At 72.0% G+C, this 17323-nt stretch carries 15 protein-coding genes; 9 read left to right on the top strand and 6 right to left on the bottom strand.

Annotated elements, in window-relative coordinates; translation table 11 throughout:
* The coding region (locus H5J29_RS04100; protein ID WP_246393443.1) for an MFS transporter at nucleotides 1-608 on the bottom strand (608 nt) is incomplete at its 3' end.
* Nucleotides 609-688: 80 nt separating this feature from the next.
* On the bottom strand, nucleotides 689-1585 hold the full coding sequence (locus H5J29_RS04095; RefSeq protein WP_181779550.1) for a PAC2 family protein: 897 nt from the start codon (nucleotides 1583-1585) through the stop codon (nucleotides 689-691).
* 76 nt (nucleotides 1586-1661) lie between these two features.
* Here H5J29_RS04095 and metH point away from each other — a divergent pair, with 76 nt between their 5' ends.
* The 4 genes from metH to hisG all read left to right on the top strand — a co-directional run bounded on the left by metH (nucleotide 1662) and on the right by hisG (nucleotide 7378).
* On the top strand, nucleotides 1662-5231 hold the full coding sequence (gene metH / locus H5J29_RS04090) for a methionine synthase (RefSeq protein WP_181779549.1): 3570 nt from the start codon (nucleotides 1662-1664) through the stop codon (nucleotides 5229-5231).
* A gap of 73 nt (nucleotides 5232-5304) precedes the next feature.
* A complete protein-coding gene (locus tag H5J29_RS04085; RefSeq protein WP_312858049.1) occupies nucleotides 5305-5982 on the top strand; it encodes an HAD family hydrolase in 678 nt (225 codons plus the stop codon).
* Between the two features lie 208 nt (nucleotides 5983-6190).
* Nucleotides 6191-6454 carry a phosphoribosyl-ATP diphosphatase gene (locus tag H5J29_RS04080; RefSeq protein WP_181779547.1) on the top strand — a complete coding sequence of 88 codons (264 nt, stop codon included), beginning with the start codon at nucleotides 6191-6193 and terminating at the stop codon, nucleotides 6452-6454.
* Nucleotides 6455-6493: 39 nt separating this feature from the next.
* A complete protein-coding gene (gene hisG / locus H5J29_RS04075; RefSeq protein ID WP_181779546.1) occupies nucleotides 6494-7378 on the top strand; it encodes an ATP phosphoribosyltransferase in 885 nt (294 codons plus the stop codon).
* Between the two features lie 72 nt (nucleotides 7379-7450).
* Here the strand turns inward: hisG and H5J29_RS04070 are convergent, their stop codons facing one another.
* A complete protein-coding gene (locus H5J29_RS04070; protein WP_312858048.1) occupies nucleotides 7451-8266 on the bottom strand; it encodes a thioesterase family protein in 816 nt (271 codons plus the stop codon).
* A gap of 27 nt (nucleotides 8267-8293) precedes the next feature.
* Nucleotides 8294-9184, bottom strand: coding sequence for a RecB family exonuclease (locus H5J29_RS04065; protein WP_312858047.1), 891 nt, complete (start codon nucleotides 9182-9184; stop codon nucleotides 8294-8296).
* A gap of 246 nt (nucleotides 9185-9430) precedes the next feature.
* Here H5J29_RS04065 and H5J29_RS04060 point away from each other — a divergent pair, with 246 nt between their 5' ends.
* The 3 genes from H5J29_RS04060 to H5J29_RS04050 all read left to right on the top strand — a co-directional run bounded on the left by H5J29_RS04060 (nucleotide 9431) and on the right by H5J29_RS04050 (nucleotide 12857).
* Nucleotides 9431-10324, top strand: a complete 894-nt coding sequence (locus H5J29_RS04060) for a tRNA (adenine-N1)-methyltransferase (RefSeq protein ID WP_181779551.1) — start codon at nucleotides 9431-9433, stop codon at nucleotides 10322-10324.
* 161 nt (nucleotides 10325-10485) lie between these two features.
* A complete protein-coding gene (arc, locus tag H5J29_RS04055) occupies nucleotides 10486-12297 on the top strand; it encodes a proteasome ATPase (protein WP_181779545.1) in 1812 nt (603 codons plus the stop codon).
* A gap of 161 nt (nucleotides 12298-12458) precedes the next feature.
* Nucleotides 12459-12857: a VOC family protein gene (locus tag H5J29_RS04050; RefSeq protein WP_181779544.1), complete on the top strand. Its 399-nt coding sequence runs from the start codon at nucleotides 12459-12461 to the stop codon at nucleotides 12855-12857.
* Nucleotides 12858-12950: 93 nt separating this feature from the next.
* Here H5J29_RS04050 and H5J29_RS04045 read toward each other — a convergent pair whose 3' ends face one another.
* Nucleotides 12951-13319 carry a TroA family protein gene (locus tag H5J29_RS04045; protein WP_220186956.1) on the bottom strand — a complete coding sequence of 123 codons (369 nt, stop codon included), beginning with the start codon at nucleotides 13317-13319 and terminating at the stop codon, nucleotides 12951-12953.
* Nucleotides 13320-13442: 123 nt separating this feature from the next.
* Here H5J29_RS04045 and pgm point away from each other — a divergent pair, with 123 nt between their 5' ends.
* Both pgm and ppgK read left to right on the top strand, forming a co-directional pair.
* Complete coding sequence (gene pgm, locus H5J29_RS04040; RefSeq protein WP_181779543.1) at nucleotides 13443-15071, top strand: phosphoglucomutase (alpha-D-glucose-1,6-bisphosphate-dependent); 1629 nt, start codon at nucleotides 13443-13445, stop codon at nucleotides 15069-15071.
* Entirely contained in the window at nucleotides 15068-15817 is a 750-nt protein-coding gene (gene ppgK / locus H5J29_RS04035; protein WP_181779542.1) for a polyphosphate--glucose phosphotransferase, read from the top strand. Before pgm ends, ppgK begins: the two co-directional genes overlap by 4 nt.
* Here ppgK and H5J29_RS04030 read toward each other — a convergent pair.
* A partial coding sequence (locus H5J29_RS04030; RefSeq protein WP_181779541.1) for an ATP-binding cassette domain-containing protein occupies nucleotides 15786-17323 on the bottom strand: 1538 nt, incomplete at its 5' end. The two genes, ppgK and H5J29_RS04030, sit on opposite strands and share 32 nt — an antisense overlap.

Below are 17323 nucleotides of genomic sequence, written 5' to 3'. Positions count from 1 at the left end.
TCCGCGAGCCGCAGCGCCACCAGGAACCCGGCCCCGGCCAGGCAGCCCCAACCCAGCCCGGCCACCAGCCCCAGCCGCAGCACCGCGGGCCGCAGCGCGCTCCGCAGAGCACTGCGCAGCGTGGCGGGCGTCCGGCTCGCGACGCGCTCCTCGACCGGGATCCCGACGACGGCCAGCAGCAGCGCCACGGCGCCGACGCCGTAGAACGCGTAGTGCCAGTCCACCTCCGCCGCGAGCCCGCCGACGAGCGGGGCGGAGGTCTGGCCTGCGGCCTGCAACGAGCCGTACCAGCCCAGGGCCCGCCCGAGCAGCTCCGGCGCCACCGACGCGGCCAGTGCCGCCATGACCAACGGGGTGGTGAACGCGTTCGCCAGGCCCTGCACCACCCGCGCGCCCAGGAAGACCCCCCAGCTCGGGGCCAGGACCGCGGCCGCGCAGGAGACCGCGTAGAGCACGTAGGCCAGGCGCACGGTGCGCGCCCGGCCCCACCGCTCGCCCAACGTGCCCGAGACCAGCATCGCGGCGGCGAAGGGCAGCAGGAACGCGGTCAGCGATGCCGACGCGGTGGCGGGGGAGACCCCGAACGTGCCGCCCAGCTCGGGCAGCATCGCCGTGGTGATCCCGCCGCCGAACGGACCGAGGAACCCGCCGAGGTAGAGCCCGGTGCGCCGCAGGTCCGAGGGCAGGCTCAGCTCGCGCCGCCGGGCCCGCCGCGCCGCCGCAGGTAGCGCTCGAAGTCCGCCGCGATCTCGTCACCGCTGGTCTCGGTGAGGTCGACGGGCTGCTCCTCCTCGTCGTCCTGCGCCTGCTGCTCCAGCTGCCGGACGTACTCGCGCACCTCGTCGTCCGCCTCGGCCATCTCGTTGACCGTGCGCTCCCACTCCTCGGCCTGCTCGGGGAGCCCGCCGAGCGGGACCTCGACGTCGAGCGCCTCCTCGACCCGCAGCAGCAGCGCGATCGCGGCCTTGGGCACGCGCGCCTGCGAGACGTAGTGCGGCACCTCGGCCCAGTACGACAACGCGGGCACCCCGGCCTCGATGCAGAGGCTGTGCAGGACACCGACGATCCCCGTCGGTCCCTGGTAGGTCGACGGCTCGACGCCCATCTTCGTGGCCGACGCCGCGTCGTACCCCGTGCCGCGCACCGGCGTGGGCCGGGTGTGCGGCACGTCGGTCAGCATCGCGCCGAGGTGGATGACCTTGGTGACACCCAGCTTCTCGATGTACTCCAGGATCTCGCCGCAGAAGGACCGCCAGCGCAGGTTGGGCTCGATCCCGTTGACCAGCACGACGTGCCGCCCGCTGCCCGGCAGCTTCGCGACCGACAACCGGGTGGTCTGCCACTCGATGCGCCGCGTGACGCCGTCCGACAGCCGGACCAGCGGCCGCGTGACCTGGAAGTCGTAGTAGTCCTCGGGATCGATCGAGCCCAGGGGCTCCGCGTCCCAGCTCAGCTCGAGATGCTCCATGGCGGAGCTCGCGGCCTCGCCCGCGTCGTTCCATCCCTCGAACGCCGTGATCATGATCGGGTCGACCAGATCCGGGAGGTCGGAGGGCACCCCCGAACGCTGCTCTCGATCGCTCATCGCCTCAGCCTACGGCGCGCGCGGGTAACACGAGGGGGCCACACCCCGACGCTTGTAGCCTGTGGGGGTGTCAGCCGTGAACGCAGCCGCGTCAGATCACAGCTTCGACACCACGCTGCTGGACACGTTGTCCGAGCGCGTGGTGGTCGCCGACGGTGCCATGGGCACCATGCTCCAGGACGTCGATCTCACGATCGACGACTTCGCGGGGCTCGAAGGGTGCAACGAGATCCTGAACGCCACCCGGCCGGACGTCGTCCGCGACATCCACCGGGCCTACTACGAGGCGGGCGCCGACGCCGTCGAGACGAACACGTTCGGCGCCAACCTGCCCAACCTCGCCGACTACGACATCGCCGACCGGATCCGCGAGCTCGCCGAGCGCGGCGCCGCGCTGGCCCGCGAGGTCGCGGACGAGATGTCCACCGCGGACCGCCCGCGCTACGTCCTCGGCTCGATCGGCCCCGGCACCAAGCTGCCGACGCTCGGCCACGAGAGGTTCGGCACCCTGCGAGACGCCTACGCCGAGACCGGCCGCGGCCTGCTCAGCGGCGGCGCCGACGCGTTCCTCATCGAGACCTGCCAGGACCTGCTCCAGGTCAAGGCCGCCGTGCTCGGCGTGCAGCAGGCCATGAAGGACGAGGGTCGGCGTATCCCGATCATCACCAGCGTGACCGTCGAGACCACCGGCACCATGCTGCTGGGCTCCGAGATCGGTGCCGCGCTGACGGCGTTGGAGCCGCTGGGCATCGACCTGATCGGGCTGAACTGCGCCACGGGGCCCGCCGAGATGAGCGAGCACCTGCGCACGCTGTCCAAGCAGTCCCGGATCCCGCTGTCGGTGATGCCCAACGCCGGCCTCCCGGTGCTGGGCAAGAAGGGCGCCGAGTACCCGCTGACCGCCGAGGAGCTGGCCGAGGCGCTGTCGGTGTTCGTGCGCGACTACGGGCTGCGGCTCGTCGGCGGCTGCTGCGGCACCACGCCCGCGCACGTCCGGGCCGTCGCCGAGGCGATCCCGTCGGTCACCCCGGCCGCTCGCAGGCCGCGCCCGGAGCCGGGCGTGTCGTCCCTCTACGCGCCGGTGCCGTTCCGCCAGGACACCTCCGTGCTGATGGTGGGGGAGCGGACCAACGCCAACGGCTCGAAGAAGTTCCGCGAGGCGATGCTCGAGGAGAACTGGGAGGACTGCGTCGCGATCGCGCGCGAGCAGACCCGCGAGGGCGCGCACATGATCGACCTCTGCATCGACTACGTCGGTCGCGACGGCGTCGCGGACATGACCGCGCTCGCCTCCCGGCTGGCCACGGCCTCCACCCTGCCGGTGATGCTGGACTCCACCGAGCCCGAGGTGCTGCGGGCCGGGCTGGAGCTGCTCGGCGGCCGGTCGATCGTCAACTCGGTGAACTACGAGGACGGCGACGGCGAGGGCTCGCGCTTCCAGCGCACGATGGCGCTGGTCCGCGAGCACGGCTGCGCGGTCGTCGCGCTCTGCATCGACGAGGAGGGCCAGGCCCGCGACCGGGACTGGAAGGTCCGCGTGGCCGACCGGCTGATCACCGACCTCACCACGAACCACGGCATGCACGTCGAGGACATCGTCGTCGACACCCTGACCTTCCCGATCACCACCGGGCAGGAGGAGGTCCGGCGGGACGCGCTGGAGACCATCGAGGCGATCCGCGAGCTCAAGCGGCGTTTCCCGGAGGTCCAGACCACCCTCGGCGTCTCCAACGTGTCCTTCGGCCTCAACGCGGCCGCGCGGCAGGTGCTGAACTCGGTGTTCCTGCACGAGTGCGTGAACGCCGGGCTGGACACCGCGATCGTGTCCGCGGCCAAGATCCTCCCGATGGCGAAGATCCCGGACGAGCAGCGCTCCGTGGCGCTCGACCTGGTCTACGACCGGCGCAAGGAGGGCTACGACCCGCTGAACAGGTTCATGGAGCTGTTCGAGGGCGTGACCGCCACGTCGGCTCGGGCGGGGCGGGCCGAGGAGCTGGCCGGGCTGCCGCTGTTCGAGCGGCTGGAGCGGCGGATCGTCGACGGCGAGCGCAACGGCCTGGAGGCCGACCTCGACGAGGCGATGGAGACCCGGCCGCCGCTGGAGATCGTCAACGACACGCTGCTGGCAGGCATGAAGACCGTCGGCGAGCTGTTCGGCTCCGGCCAGATGCAGCTGCCGTTCGTGCTCGCCTCCGCGGAGGTCATGAAGGCTGCGGTCGCGTACCTCGAGCCGCACATGGAGAAGACGGACGACGAGGGCAAGGGCACGATCGTGCTCGCCACCGTGAAGGGCGACGTCCACGACATCGGCAAGAACCTCGTGGACATCATCCTGTCCAACAACGGCTACACCGTGGTCAACCTGGGCATCAAGCAGCCGATCGCCACGATCCTGCAGGCCGCGGACGAGCACCGGGCGCACGCCGTCGGGATGTCCGGGCTGCTGGTCAAGTCCACGGTGATCATGAAGGAGAACCTGCAGGAGATGAACTCCCGCGGGAAGAAGCTCCCCGTGCTGCTCGGCGGCGCGGCGCTCACCCGCTCCTACGTGGAGAACGACCTCACCGAGGTCTACGACGGCCGGGTCTCCTACGCCCGGGACGCCTTCGAGGGCCTGCGCCTGATGGACTCCACCATGGCCCGGGCCCGTGGGCTCGTCCCGGAGACCACGCCCGAGGAGCAGGCGAAGGTCGCCGAGCGCAAGGAGCGCCACGAGCGTTCGAAGCGGATCGCCGCGAAGCGCAAGGCGGCGGAGGCCGAGGTCGCGGGGCCGCTGCCCGAGCGGTCCGACGTCGCGCTCGACAACCCGGTGCCCACGCCGCCGTTCTGGGGCACCCGGGTCGTCAAGGGGCTCTCGCTGGCGGAGTACTCCGGCATGGTCGACGAGCGGGCCCTGTTCCTGGGGCAGTGGGGGCTGCGCGGGACCAAGGGCGGGGACGGGCCGTCGTACGAGGAGCTCGTCGAGACCGAGGGCAGGCCGCGGCTGCGGTACTGGCTGGAGCGGCTGACCGCGGACGGCGTGCTGGCCCACGCGTCGCTGGTCTACGGGTACTTCCCGGCCGTGTCGGAGAAGGACTCGCTGCTCGTGCTCACCGAGCCGCGGGCCGACGCCCCGGAGCGCTACCGGTTCACCTTCCCGCGCCAGCGCCGCGACCGGAACCTGTGCCTGGCGGACTTCTGGCGGCCGCGGGAGCTCGCGATCGCGAACGGCGAGATCGACGTGCTGCCGCTGCACCTGGTCACGATGGGCCAGCCCATCGCGGACTACGCCAACGAGCTGTTCGCCAAGGACGCCTACCGGGACTACCTGGAGGTCCACGGGCTGGGCGTGCAGCTCACCGAGGCGATGGCGGAGTACTGGCACCGACGGATCCGCGAGGAGCTGACCTGGTCGACGGGCCGGAACCTGGCGGAGGAGGACCCCGAGAACGTCGAGGACTTCTTCAAGCTGGGCTACCGCGGCGCCCGGTACTCGCTGGGCTACGGCGCCTGCCCGAACCTCGACGACCGCACCAAGATCATCGACCTGCTCCAGCCGGGGCGGATCGGTGTGACCCTGTCCGAGGAGCTGCAGCTGCATCCCGAGCAGTCCACCGACGCCCTCGTCGCCCACCACCCGGAGGCGAAGTACTTCAATGCCGGCTGAGGCCCCGTCAGACCCCGTGAGCGAACGGCACTCTCGCTCATACCTAGTGAGCGAGAGTGCCGTTCGCTCCTCGGTGGCGGCGGTGTTGTTCGACATGGACGGCACCCTGATCGACTCCGAGAAGGTGTGGGACCGCTCGCTGGTAGAGGTGCTGCGCTGGCTGGGCGGGACCGACCTGTCCGCCGAGGCGCGGCGCGAGACGCTCGGCGGCAACCTGGCGAGCAGCCTCGCGATCGTGTTCCGCGAGGCCGGCGTGCTGCAGACGCCGGAGCTCACGGAGCAGGGCGCGCGGATGCTCGTCGACACCACCGCGGAATTCTTCGAGGCCGGGCTGCCGTGGCGGCCGGGCGCGGAGGAGGCGCTGCGCACAGTCCGGGCCGCCGGGGTCCCGGTCGCGCTGGTCACCAACACCGGCCGGTTCCTCACGGACAAGGCGCTGGTGGGGATCGGGCGGGAGCACTTCGCGGTGACGGTCTGCGGCGACGAGGTGCCTCGCGGCAAGCCCGCCCCGGACCCGTACCTGCGGGCCGCGGAGCTGCTCGCGGTGCCGGTCGGGGAGTGCGTGGCCGTCGAGGACTCGCCCACGGGGATCGCCGCGGCGGAGGCCGCGGGGGCCGCCGTGCTGGCCGTGCCGTGCGAGGTGGCCATCCCGCCGGGGCCCGGCCGGGTCGTGCGGGACACCCTCGTCGGCCTGCGGATCGAGGACCTCGCGGCCGTGCGTTCTGTCGTTCGAGAGCGTATTCGGGCCTGATCGAACCGCCCTGCTCACGCCGGGTACCGTCGGGCGCGATCAGCTTGCGCCGAGTGGAGCGTCCGTCCGGGTGAACCGCTCGGCCGGACCGGCCGCCCGGCGCATCCCGCAGTCCGGCGATCTCCTGCGACCCGGATCCGGTCGTGACCGCGGGGGACGCATCCGACACTGGGTGTGCAGGACCGTTTCGAGAGGAAGACGCCGACCCGTGAAGACATTCGACGCGCTGTTCGACGAGCTCAGTGAGAAGGCGGCCACGCGGCCCGCCGGCTCCGGCACCGTCGCTGCACTCGAGGCCGGCGTCCATGCCCAGGGCAAGAAGCTCCTCGAGGAGGCGGGCGAGGTCTGGATCGCGGCCGAGCACGAGTCGGACGCCGCGCTCGCCGAGGAGATCTCGCAGCTCCTGTACCGCACGCAGGTGATCATGCTCGGTCGCGGGCTGACCCTGCAGGACGTCTACAAGTACCTCTAGGGGCCCACCGTGCCCCTCGACCCGAAGGAACCCACCCGCATGCTCCGCGTCGCAATCCCCAACAAGGGCACGCTGGCCGAGCCCGCCGCGACGATGATGCGCGAGGCGGGCTACCGGCAGCGCAGCGACTCCCGCGATCTCTCGATGATCGACGAGGAGAACGGCATCGAGTTCTTCTACCTGCGGCCCAAGGACATCGCCACCTACGTGGGCTCCGGCGACCTGCACCTCGGCGTGACCGGACACGACCTCATGGAGGAGTCCGGCAGCCAGGTCCAGGAGGTGCTGAAGCTGGGCTTCGGCGCGTCGAAGTTCCGGTTCGCGGCGCCCGAGGGCCGGGACTGGAAGCTCGAGGACCTCGACGGCAAGACGATCGCCACGTCCTACCCGCGGCTGGTGCGCTCGCACCTGTCCGGCAAGCGCATCGGCGCCACGATCATCAAGCTCGACGGCGCCGTCGAGATCTCCGTGCAGCTCGGCCTGGCCGACGCGATCGCGGACGTCGTCTCCTCCGGCCGCACCCTGCGCCAGCACGGGCTGAAGGTCATCGGCGACCCGATCGCCGAGTCCCAGGCCATGCTCATCGAGCGGGAGCCCCGGATGGACCGGCAGGAGACCCAGGAGGTCATCGACTTCAAGAAGATCTTCACCGAGCGGATCCGCGGCGTGGTCTACGCCCGCCAGTACCTGATGCTGGACTACGACTGCCCCAAGGTGAAGCTCGACGCGGCCAAGGAGATCACCCCCGGCCTGCAGTCGCCGACCATCGCCCCGCTGTCCGACCCGGACTGGGTCGCGGTCCGGTCGATGGTGCTCAAGCGGGAGTCGAACAACGTCATGGACCGCCTCGCCGCAGTCGGCGCGCGGGGGATCCTGACCTCGGAGATCCGGAGCTGCCGCGCCGTCGACGGCGGGCTGCACTGAGGTGATCCGGCTGACCTGAGCCGACCTGCCCGAGCCGGCCCGCGCTGAAGGTCGTGCAGCGCGGCCGGACGGTCAGCGCCGGCGGACGGTCAGCTCCTGGGTGATGTACCCGACGTGGCCGTCGGCGTCGAACAGCCTGCCGGTGACGGTCCCGGTGCCGGTCGGGCCGATCACGGTGTTCGCGTCGATGCCCGCCCACTCGCCGGCCGGCGGGCGGTGCAGGTGCACGCTCAGCTCGGTGTTGAGGAACAGCCACTCGCCGATCGGCAGGGTGGCGGCCACTCCGTTCGCGGAGTCCGCCACGGCGGCGAGCCGCTGCAGGGCGCTCGGCTCCTCACCCTCGACCACGGGCACCCGCAGCCGGCCCCACGCGGCGCCGGGGCCCAGCTCGTCGAAGTGGCTGCGGACCCAGCGCCACTCCACGGCGTCGAGGTAGCCGGGCAGCCAGCCCTCCGGCCGTCCGACCTGGGGCGCCACGGTCTCGGGGTGGGCGAGCGGGTCGAGTGCCCCGGTCGCGGCGCCCGCGGTGTCCGTGTGGGCGAGCCGCCATGCCCGCGCCCGGAGCACCGCGCGCCCACCCGCCGTCATCTCCGCGGCGAGCAGCTCGATCGTGCGGCCCGGCCGCTCGACCCAGGCCCGCAGCTCGACGTCCCCCGCGGGCACCGCACCGAGGATCTCGACGGTGTAGCGCGCGAGCTGCAGCGGTGGAGCGTCCGGCCTGCTCGGCGGGACCCGCTCGAAGGAGCGGACCAGCAGGGCGGACGGCGGGCCGAGGTGCTGGGCGTCGGAGAACCAGGGGCCGGTGGTGGCGGAGGTCGCGTGGAAGCGACCCGCGGTGGGGTCACCTGGGACGGCCTCGACCAGGCGGTAGAAAGGATCCTCGCTCACCCGGCGATGATCGCACCTCCCCGCCCCTCAGCCGACGGCCGCGCCGAACGGGGCGGTGGGCACCTCGCCCCGCAGCTCGGGCCAGCCCGGGTACGGCGGCGGCGTGCCGTCCCAGGCGGGGCAGAGGGCCTTGTGGTCGCACCAGCCGCATCCCGGCCCGCGGTTCGGTCGGAAGTCGCCGGTGCGGTCCGCCTCCAGGATCGCGGCCCAGATCGCCTCGAGGATCCGCTGGAAACGGCGGAGCTCCTCGGCCTCGGGCCGATAGGTGAGCTCCTCGCCGCCCTGGCCGAGGTACACCAGGCGCAGCTGCTCCGGCACGCGGCCGCGCAGCTCGAGCAGTGCCAGCGCGTAGAACTTCATCTGGAACAGCGCCCGGGACTCGGCGGACTCCCGCGGGGCGGTCCCCGTCTTGTAGTCGACGATCCGCAGCCCACCCGCCGCGTCGACGTCGAGCCGGTCGAGGTAGCCGCGCAACGGGAGACCGGAGGCGAGCTCGGTCTCGACCAGCAGCTCGCGCTCGCCCGGTTCGAGCGTGCGGGGATCCTCCAGGGCGAAGTAGGTCTCCAACAGGCCCTCGGCGCTCCGCAGCCAGGCCCCCACCCGGTCCGGGGCGCCCTCCTCGTCCTCTGCGGGCTCCGGGACGACCGCGACGAGCTCGGGCGCGGCCGCGACGATCTCCGCCCACACCGAGCCCAGCATCGCCTTCGCGGCCTGCGGGACCCGCTCGGCCGCGGGCAGGTCGAACAGGCGCTCGAGCACGGCGTGCACGAGGGTGCCGCGCAGGGCCGCGGGGCTGGGGGACTCGGGCAGCCGGTCGACCGCGCGGAAGCGGTAGAGCAGCGGGCACTGCTTGAAGTCGGCGGCGCGGGAGGGGGAGAGCGCGGGCCTGCGCCGCTCCTCGACCTGCGTCTCGTCCACCCTCCGAACAGTAGGCGACCGCACCGACAGTCCCGGGCGAACGGGCAAGTAGCGTTGCGCCCCGTGCCCGACTCCGATATCCGCTCCGACCTCGACGCCGAGACCCTCACCGACGAGACCCTCGACGCGGAGACCGGCACCGGGCCGACCGACGCCGGGCCGACCGACGCCGGGCCGACCGACGCCGGGCCGACCGACGCTGAGCCCGCCGACGAGGGGCCGTCCGGCGACGGGACCGTCGAGCACATGGATCTTCCCGACACGCCCGGGCCCGAGGGCGATGCGCCGAACGGCACCCCTCATCTGAAGACGCGCGGCGGCCCCTTCCGCGAGGGCGACCGCGTCCAGCTGACCGACCCCAAGGGCCGGAAGTACACGGTGGTCCTGGAGGCCGGGGCGAGCTACCACACCCACCGCGGCGCCCTCGCCCACGACGACCTCATCGGCCGGCCGGAGGGATCCGTCGTCCACTCCGCGGCGAACACGCCGTACCTGGCCCTGCGCCCGCTGCTCGCCGACTACGTGCTGTCGATGCCTCGGGGTGCGGCCGTCATCTACCCGAAGGACGCCGCGCAGATCCTCGTGTGGGGCGACATCTTCCCGGGCGCCCGCGTCCTGGAGGCCGGAGCGGGCTCGGGAGCCCTGACCTGTTCCTTGGTACAGGCCGTGGGCCCCGCCGGTTCGGTGGTCTCGTACGAGGTGCGGGCGGACCACGCCGAGCACGCCGATCGCAACGTGCGACGGTTCTTCGGCGACGTGCCACCCAACTGGAGCTTGCGGGTCGGTGACCTTAACACTCACGACGGCGCCGCCGAGCCGTTCGACCGCGTCATCCTGGACATGTTGGCGCCCTGGGAGTGCCTCGAGACGGTCCACGAGACGCTGATCCCGGGCGGCGTCCTGGTCGCCTACGTGGCCACCACGACGCAGCTGTCCACGGTCGTCGAGAAGCTCCGCGAGATGCAGTGCTGGACCGAGCCGCAGGCCTGGGAGTCGCTGGTCAGGCCGTGGCACGTGGTGGGCCTGGCGGTCCGGCCCGAGCATCGCATGATCGGTCACACAGCGTTCCTGGTGACGACCCGACGACTGGCCGACGGCGTGACCCCGCCCCGGCCGCAGCGCAGACCGACCAGTCGCTGAGGGCGTTCGGCCGAGGGGTGTGAACCGCCCGATTACGGGAACCAGACAACGCGATGGCGTCAAGGTGCCGTCCGCGTGAGTGACGGATCACCGATTCGCCTCACCGCCGTGGGCGACGCTTACGGGTACCGTATGGAAACGGAACACGGAGGGAGGATGCCGTGAACCCCTACGACGACGGTCCCGGCACTCACCAGCCAGGCGACGGCGGGGCCCTGACCCCGGCGGAGGCGGCGGCCCAGATCCGCTACCTCGAAGAAGAAGTCGCGATGCTGCGGCGCAAGCTGACCGAGTCCCCCCGACATGCGCGTCTGCTCGAGCAGCGGCTGGCCGAGTCCGCCAGCCGGCTCTCCCAGCTCAGTGCGCGCAACGAGAAGCTCACCGAGACACTCAAGGAAGCGCGCAGCCAGCTGGTCGCGCTCCGCGAGGAGGTGGACCGCCTCGCCCAGCCACCCAGCGGGTACGGCGTCTACCTCACCTCCTACGAGGACAGCACGGTCGACGTGTTCACCTCCGGTCGCCGCATGCGTGTGGCGGTCTCCCCGGCGGTGGAGATCGACACCCTGCGCAGCGGGCAGTCCGTGCGGCTGAACGAGGCGTTGACCGTCGTCGAGGCGGGTGACTGGGAGAAGATCGGCGAGGTCTGCGGGCTGCGCGAGGTCCTCTCCGAGCCCACCGACTCCATGGCGGGCCGCGGCCTCGTCGTCGGTCACGCGGACGAGGAGCGGGTGGTCTGGCTCGCCGCCCCGCTGTTCGACGTGGAGTCCCCGGACTTCGTGGCGCTCAAGCCGGGCGACTCGCTGCTCGTGGACACCAAGGCCGGCTACGCCTACGAGCGGGTCCCGAAGGCCGAGGTCGAGGACCTCGTGCTCGAGGAGGTCCCGGACGTCGGCTACGAGGACATCGGCGGTCTGTTCCGGCAGATCGAGCAGATCCGCGATGCGGTGGAGCTGCCCTTCCTGCACGCCGAGCTGTTCACCGAGTACGAGCTCCGGCCGCCCAAGGGCGTCCTGCTCTACGGTCCGCCCGGTTGTGGGAAGACCCTGATCGCGAAGGCGGTCGCCAACTCGCTGGCCAAGAAGATCGCGGCCCAGCGTGGCGACGACCCCAACGAGGGTCGGGCGTTCTTCCTCAACATCAAGGGTCCCGAGCTGCTCAACAAGTTCGTGGGCGAGACCGAGCGGCACATCCGGTTGATCTTCCAGCGGGCTCGGGAGAAGGCGTCGGCCGGCACCCCGGTCATCGTCTTCTTCGACGAGATGGACTCGATCTTCCGGACGCGCGGCTCGGGTGTGTCCTCGGACGTCGAGACGACGATCGTGCCCCAGCTCCTCGCCGAGATCGACGGCGTCGAGGGCCTGGAGAACGTCATCGTCATCGGCGCCTCGAACCGCGAGGACATGATCGACCCCGCGATCCTGCGGCCCGGCCGACTCGACGTGAAGATCAAGATCGAGCGTCCGGACGCCGAGGCGGCCCAGGACATCTTCTCGAAGTACATCACCGACACGCTGCCCATCAGCGAGGACGACCTCGCCGAGTTCGCGGGCAACCGCAAGGCGTGCGTCGATGCGCTGATCCAGCGGATCGTCGAGCGGATGTACGACGAGTCGGAGGAGAACAGGTTCCTCGAGGTCACCTACGCCAACGGTGACAAGGAGACCTTGTACTTCAAGGACTTCAACTCCGGCGCGATGATCCAGAACATCGTCGACCGCGGGAAGAAGTCGGCGATCAAGGCGGTCCTGGAGACCGGGCAGAAGGGCCTGCGGGTCCAGCACCTGCTCGACGCGATCGTGGACGAGTTCGCGGAGAACGAGGACCTGCCCAACACCACCAACCCGGACGACTGGGCGCGGATCTCCGGCAAGAAGGGCGAGCGGATCGTGTACATCCGCACGCTCGTCACCGGCAAGAACGACGCCACGGGCCGCGCGATCGACACCGCGTCGAACACCGGCCAGTACCTGTAGTCCACGCACGACGAGGCCCCGTCCGGTGTTCCGGGCGGGGCCTTCGTGCGCCCGCCGAGATGAACCTGGGTGCTGTTCTGGGACCCCGCCGTCGACACTGACGTTCCTCTCGGCCGATCCGTTCAAGACTCCGTCCGACGGGGGCCGCTAGCGTGCCGCGCATGGGTTTCCGCAGCTCCTCGACCGTGATCGAGATCGTGACCGCCGACCTGGGCAAGGCGCTGGCCTTCTACCGCGCGCTGGGCCTGGAGGTGCCCGAGGGTGCGGAGGGCGAGCCGCACGTGGAGGTGCCGCTGCCTGGCGGCAACCGGCTGGCCTTCGATCCCGAGAGCACCATCGCGAGCTTCGCCCCCGACTTCACGCCGCCGACGGGGGAGGGGCGGGTCGCGCTGGCCTTCGGCTTCGACACCCCGGCCGAGGTCGACGCCGCCCATGCCGCCCTGGTCGGAGCGGGTGCGCCGTCGGTCCACGAGCCCTTCGACGCCTTCTGGGGCCAGCGCTACGCCACCGTCACCGACCCCGACGGCACGCACGTCGACCTCTTCGCCGCCCTGACCTGACGCGTCGCGCACCGCGGTGATCATCAGGCCCTGACGCAGGGTTTCGCCTGATCATTCCTGCGTGAGGGCCTGATGATCAGCGGGGTGGGGGGCTCAGGGCCGAGGTGGGGACGCCGGCGAGGGCCTTGACCTCGCGGGCGAGATGCGGCTGGTCGGCGTATCCCGCCCGAGCCGCCACCTCGGCGGGGGCGAGACCCGGCAGAGGTCCTGGGTCAGGATCAGGTCGGGGTCCAGCTCGCGCAACGCCGCCCGGTCCAGCTCGTACATCGGCAGGCCCGCCCGCGCCCGCTCGCCCACCCAGTCGTCGATCTGCCGGGGGTCGAGCCCGGTGGGGATCGCGGTGTCCACGACGACCGGCACCCCGGGCGCGGGGCACTCGAAGGTGCGGGCGGCAAGGGACTCCCGCAGCCCCAGCGCCGAGACGATCTCCGTGGCGGCGGGCAGCAACGACGCGATCCGCATGCCCTCACGCTAGCCCTGTGAGTGGCGACAGTCGCCCCTCACAGCTCGGGCGGGCGCACCGGATGACCGCAGGCCGCGGATACGGCAGGCTGAGCCCGAACGCGGATCACCCAGGAGGCGACCATGGCCAACCACCCGCGGGCGGGTACCCCCGCCCGCCCCGAGGACCTCGTCGACGTGCCCGCGCTGCTCGCCGCGTACGCCGACGTGCACCCCGATCCGGCCGTCGCGGAGCAGCGGGTCGCGTTCGGGACGTCGGGGCACCGCGGGTCGGCGTTGTCGGCCACGTTCAACGACGACCACATCGCCGCGACCAGCCAGGCGATCGCCGAGTACCGCGCGCAGCAGGGCACGGACGGGCCGCTGTTCCTCGGCAAGGACACCCACGCGTTGTCCGACCCGGCCTGGGTCACCGCGGTCGAGGTGTTGGCGGCCAACGGGGTCCGGGTGCTCGTCGACAGCCGGGACGGCTGGACCCCCACCCCGGCCGTCTCGCACGCGATCCTCACCTACAACCACGGCCGCTCGGCGGGGCAGGCCGACGGGGTCGTCGTGACCCCGTCGCACAACCCGCCGCGAGACGGCGGGTTCAAGTACAACCCGCCCGACGGCGGTCCGGCGGGCACCGCCGCCACGGGCTGGATCGCCGACCGCGCCAACCAGCTGCTCGAGGCGGGGTTGCAGGGGGTGCGGCGCACGCCGCTGGAGCGTGCCGAGCGCGGCACCTACGACTTCCTCGACACCTACGTGAGCGACCTCGGCTCCGTCGTGGACCTCGACGCCGTCCGGTCCGCGGGCGTGGTGCTGGGTGCGGACCCGCTCGGCGGGGCCTCCGTGGACTACTGGGGCGCGATCGCGGAGCGGTACAAGCTGGACCTGACGGTGGTGAACCCGACCGTCGACCCGGCGTTCGCGTTCATGACGCTGGACTGGGACGGCAAGATCCGGATGGACTGCTCCTCGCCCTACGCGATGGCCTCGCTCGTCGCGGGCAAGGACCGGTTCACGATCTCCACCGGCAACGACGCGGACTCCGACCGGCACGGCATCGTCACGCGCGACGCCGGGCTGATGAACCCGAACCACTACCTCGCCGTCGCGATCGGGTACCTCTACGCGCACCGGTCCGGCTGGCCGGCCGGAGCCGCGGTGGGCAAGACCGCCGTCAGCTCGTCCATGATCGACCGGGTGGCCGCCGACCTGGGGCGGGAGCTGCTGGAGGTGCCGGTCGGGTTCAAGTGGTTCGTGCCCGGGCTGCGGGACGGGAGCATCGCGTTCGGCGGCGAGGAGAGCGCAGGCGCGTCCTTCCTGCGCACGGACGGCCGCCCCTGGTCCACCGACAAGGACGGCATCATCATGTGCCTGCTGGCCGGCGAGATCACCGCGGTGACGGGCCGGACGCCGTCGGAGCACTACGGCTCGCTGACCGAGCGGTTCGGGGCGCCCGCCTACGCGCGGACCGACGTGGCCTGCTCGCGCGAGGACAAGGCGAAGCTGGGCTCGCTGTCCGCCGACGACGTCTCCGCCACCGAGCTGGCGGGCGAGCCGATCACCGCGCGCCTCACCACGGCGCCGGGCAACGGCGAGAAGCTGGGTGGGCTCAAGGTCACCACGGAGAACGGCTGGTTCGCGGCCCGTCCGTCCGGTACGGAGGACGTCTACAAGGTCTATGCGGAGAGCTTCCTCGGCCCCGACCACCTGGCACGCATCCAGGCGGAGGCCCAGGAGGTCGTGAAGGGGGCGCTGTCGTGAGCAGCAAGAAGAAGCACGTCGGGCTGGGGATCGACATCGGGGGGTCGGGGATCAAGGGCGCCCCGGTCGACCTGGAGAAGGGCAAGCTGGCCGACGAGCGGCTCCGCATCCCCACCCCGCAGCCGTCGACGCCCGAGGCGGTCGCGGAGGTCGTGAAGGAGATCCTCGACCACTTCGGCTGGAAGGAGCCCTTCGGCTGCACCTTCCCCGCGGTGGTCCAGCACGGCGTCACGCAGACCGCGGCCAACGTGGACAAGTCCTGGATCGGCGCCGACGCCCACGACGTGATCAAGCACGTCACCGGACGCAAGGCACTCGTGGTCAACGACGCCGACGCCGCGGGCATGGCCGAGGTCGAGTTCGGCGCGGCCAAGGGCCACAAGGGGACCGTGCTCGTGTCCACCCTGGGCACCGGCATCGGGTCGGCACTGGTGATCGGCGGGCGGCTGGTCCCCAACACCGAGCTCGGGCACCTGGAGCTGGACGGGGCGGACGCCGAGACGCGCGCCGCGGACTCCGCCCGCGAGCGGGAGGAGCTGTCCTGGGAGGACTGGGGCGCCCGGCTCACCCGGTACTACCAGCACGTCGAGAACCTGCTCTGGCCGGACCTGATCGTGGTCGGCGGCGGGGTGAGCAAGAAGTTCTCCCGCTGGAGCCCCTACGTGAGCACCCGGACCGAGCTGGTGCCCGCGGAGCTGCTCAACGAGGCCGGGATCATCGGGGCGGCGCTGCTGGCGCACGAGTGAAGGGCTCCGCCTGCAGGGAGTAGAGCTCCGCGTACTCGCCTGCCCGGGCCATGAGCTCGTCGTGGGTGCCGAGCTCGTGGACCCGTCCGTCGCGCAGGACGACGATGCGGTCGGCGTCGCGCACGTTGGCGAGCCGGTGGGTCACCAGGACCGTCACCCGGTCCCGCCCACCGGCCCGCAGCGCGCCGAACACGGCCTTCTCGGCGCGGGCGTCCATCGCCGAGGTCGGCTCGTCGGCGACGACGACGGGGGCGTCCCGGTAGAGCCCGCGGGCCACGCCGATCCGCTGCCACTGCCCGCCGGACAGGTCGCGGCCGCCCTGGAACTCCTTGGACAGCACCGTCTCCCGCCCGGGCAGCTCGGCCAGCACGGCGGTCGAGCCCGAGCGGTCCACGGCGCCGTCGAACCTCGTGCCGTCCGGGTCGGCGTGCTCCAGCCTGCCGATGCGCACGTTGTTCTCGAACGTCATCGGCCACCGCAACGGCTCCTGCCGGACGACGGCGATGCGGCCGTGCAGGGCGGCGTCGTCGACCGCCGAGGTGGGCACGCCGTCCCAGCGCACCTCCCCCGCCGTCGGCAGGGTGAGGCCGGTGAGCAGGGTGGCGAGGGTCGTCTTGCCGGAGCCGTTCTCCCCCACCAGCGCGACCACCTCGCCGCGGCGCAGGGTGAGGCTGACGTCGTGGAGGGCGTCGGCGTCCGCGCCCGGGTAGCGGAAGGAGACGCGGTCCAGCTCGATGGTGTCCGGGTCGCCGGGGAGGTCGTGGGAGCCCGGCGGCCGGGACCGCTCGGCGATCTCGGTGACGCAGGTGCGCAGCAGGTCGAGGTGGACGCCGACCTCGAACAGCCCGTTCACGGCGTAGACGCTCCCCACGATCGCGTTGCCCGCCCGCTGCATCGCGACGACCGCGGTCCCGGCCAGCGCCAACGGCAGCCAGCCCGCCCAGGCCAGCAGGACGAGCACGCCGAAGGCCAGACCCGTCGCGATCCCGGAGAGCGCGCGCCCGCTCGTCGCGAGCCGGTTCTGGCGGTGCTCCAGCCGGATCGCGCCCTCCATGATCTCGTGGGTGTTGCGGCGGTGCTCGTGGAGCAACGCGTCCTGCGTGGTGAAGGCCCGGACCTCGGCGGCGGCGTCCCGGCCGCTGATCAGGTCGCCGGTGACCGACCGGCGCCTGCTCGCGGAGTTGAGCTCCACCATCGACGCCATGGCCGCCTGGCGGGTCCGCACGCTGGCCCAGGCCTGGGGCACGCCGGTGAGCAGGACCAGTGGGGCGAGGAGCGGATGCAGCAGGCCCGCCGCGACCACCGCGGCGACCAACGTGACCAGGGACGACAGCAGGCTGCCGAGCATGTCGACGCCGATCCGGACCCGGATGATCGCGCCGTGGGCGTTGCGCTGCACCAGCTCCGCGAAGTCGGGGTCGTCGAAGGCGACCAGGTCCACGCGCACCAGCCCGGAGTACAGCTCGTCCTCGGCGGCCCGCTCGATCCGCGGCGAGAGCTCGGCCT

The sequence above is a fragment of the Pseudonocardia pini genome (assembly GCF_013870575.1).
Classification (GTDB): domain Bacteria; phylum Actinomycetota; class Actinomycetes; order Mycobacteriales; family Pseudonocardiaceae; genus Pseudonocardia; species Pseudonocardia pini.
Note: the sequence above shows the minus strand (reverse complement) of the source record. Positions and strands in the feature narration are given on the sequence as shown.

Bases quoted from the DNA above. Each gene is read 5' to 3' on its own strand.
- H5J29_RS04095 (WP_181779550.1), bottom strand. From the start codon at position 1,585: ATGAGCGATCGAGAGCAGCGTTCGGGGGTGCCCTCCGACCTCCCGGAT.
- hisG (WP_181779546.1), top strand. From the start codon at position 6,494: ATGCTCCGCGTCGCAATCCCCAACAAGGGCACGCTGGCCGAGCCCGCC.
- H5J29_RS04060 (WP_181779551.1), top strand. From the start codon at position 9,431: ATGGATCTTCCCGACACGCCCGGGCCCGAGGGCGATGCGCCGAACGGC.
- H5J29_RS04050 (WP_181779544.1), top strand. From the start codon at position 12,459: ATGGGTTTCCGCAGCTCCTCGACCGTGATCGAGATCGTGACCGCCGAC.
- H5J29_RS04045 (WP_220186956.1), bottom strand. From the start codon at position 13,319: ATGCGGATCGCGTCGTTGCTGCCCGCCGCCACGGAGATCGTCTCGGCG.
- pgm (WP_181779543.1), top strand. From the start codon at position 13,443: ATGGCCAACCACCCGCGGGCGGGTACCCCCGCCCGCCCCGAGGACCTC.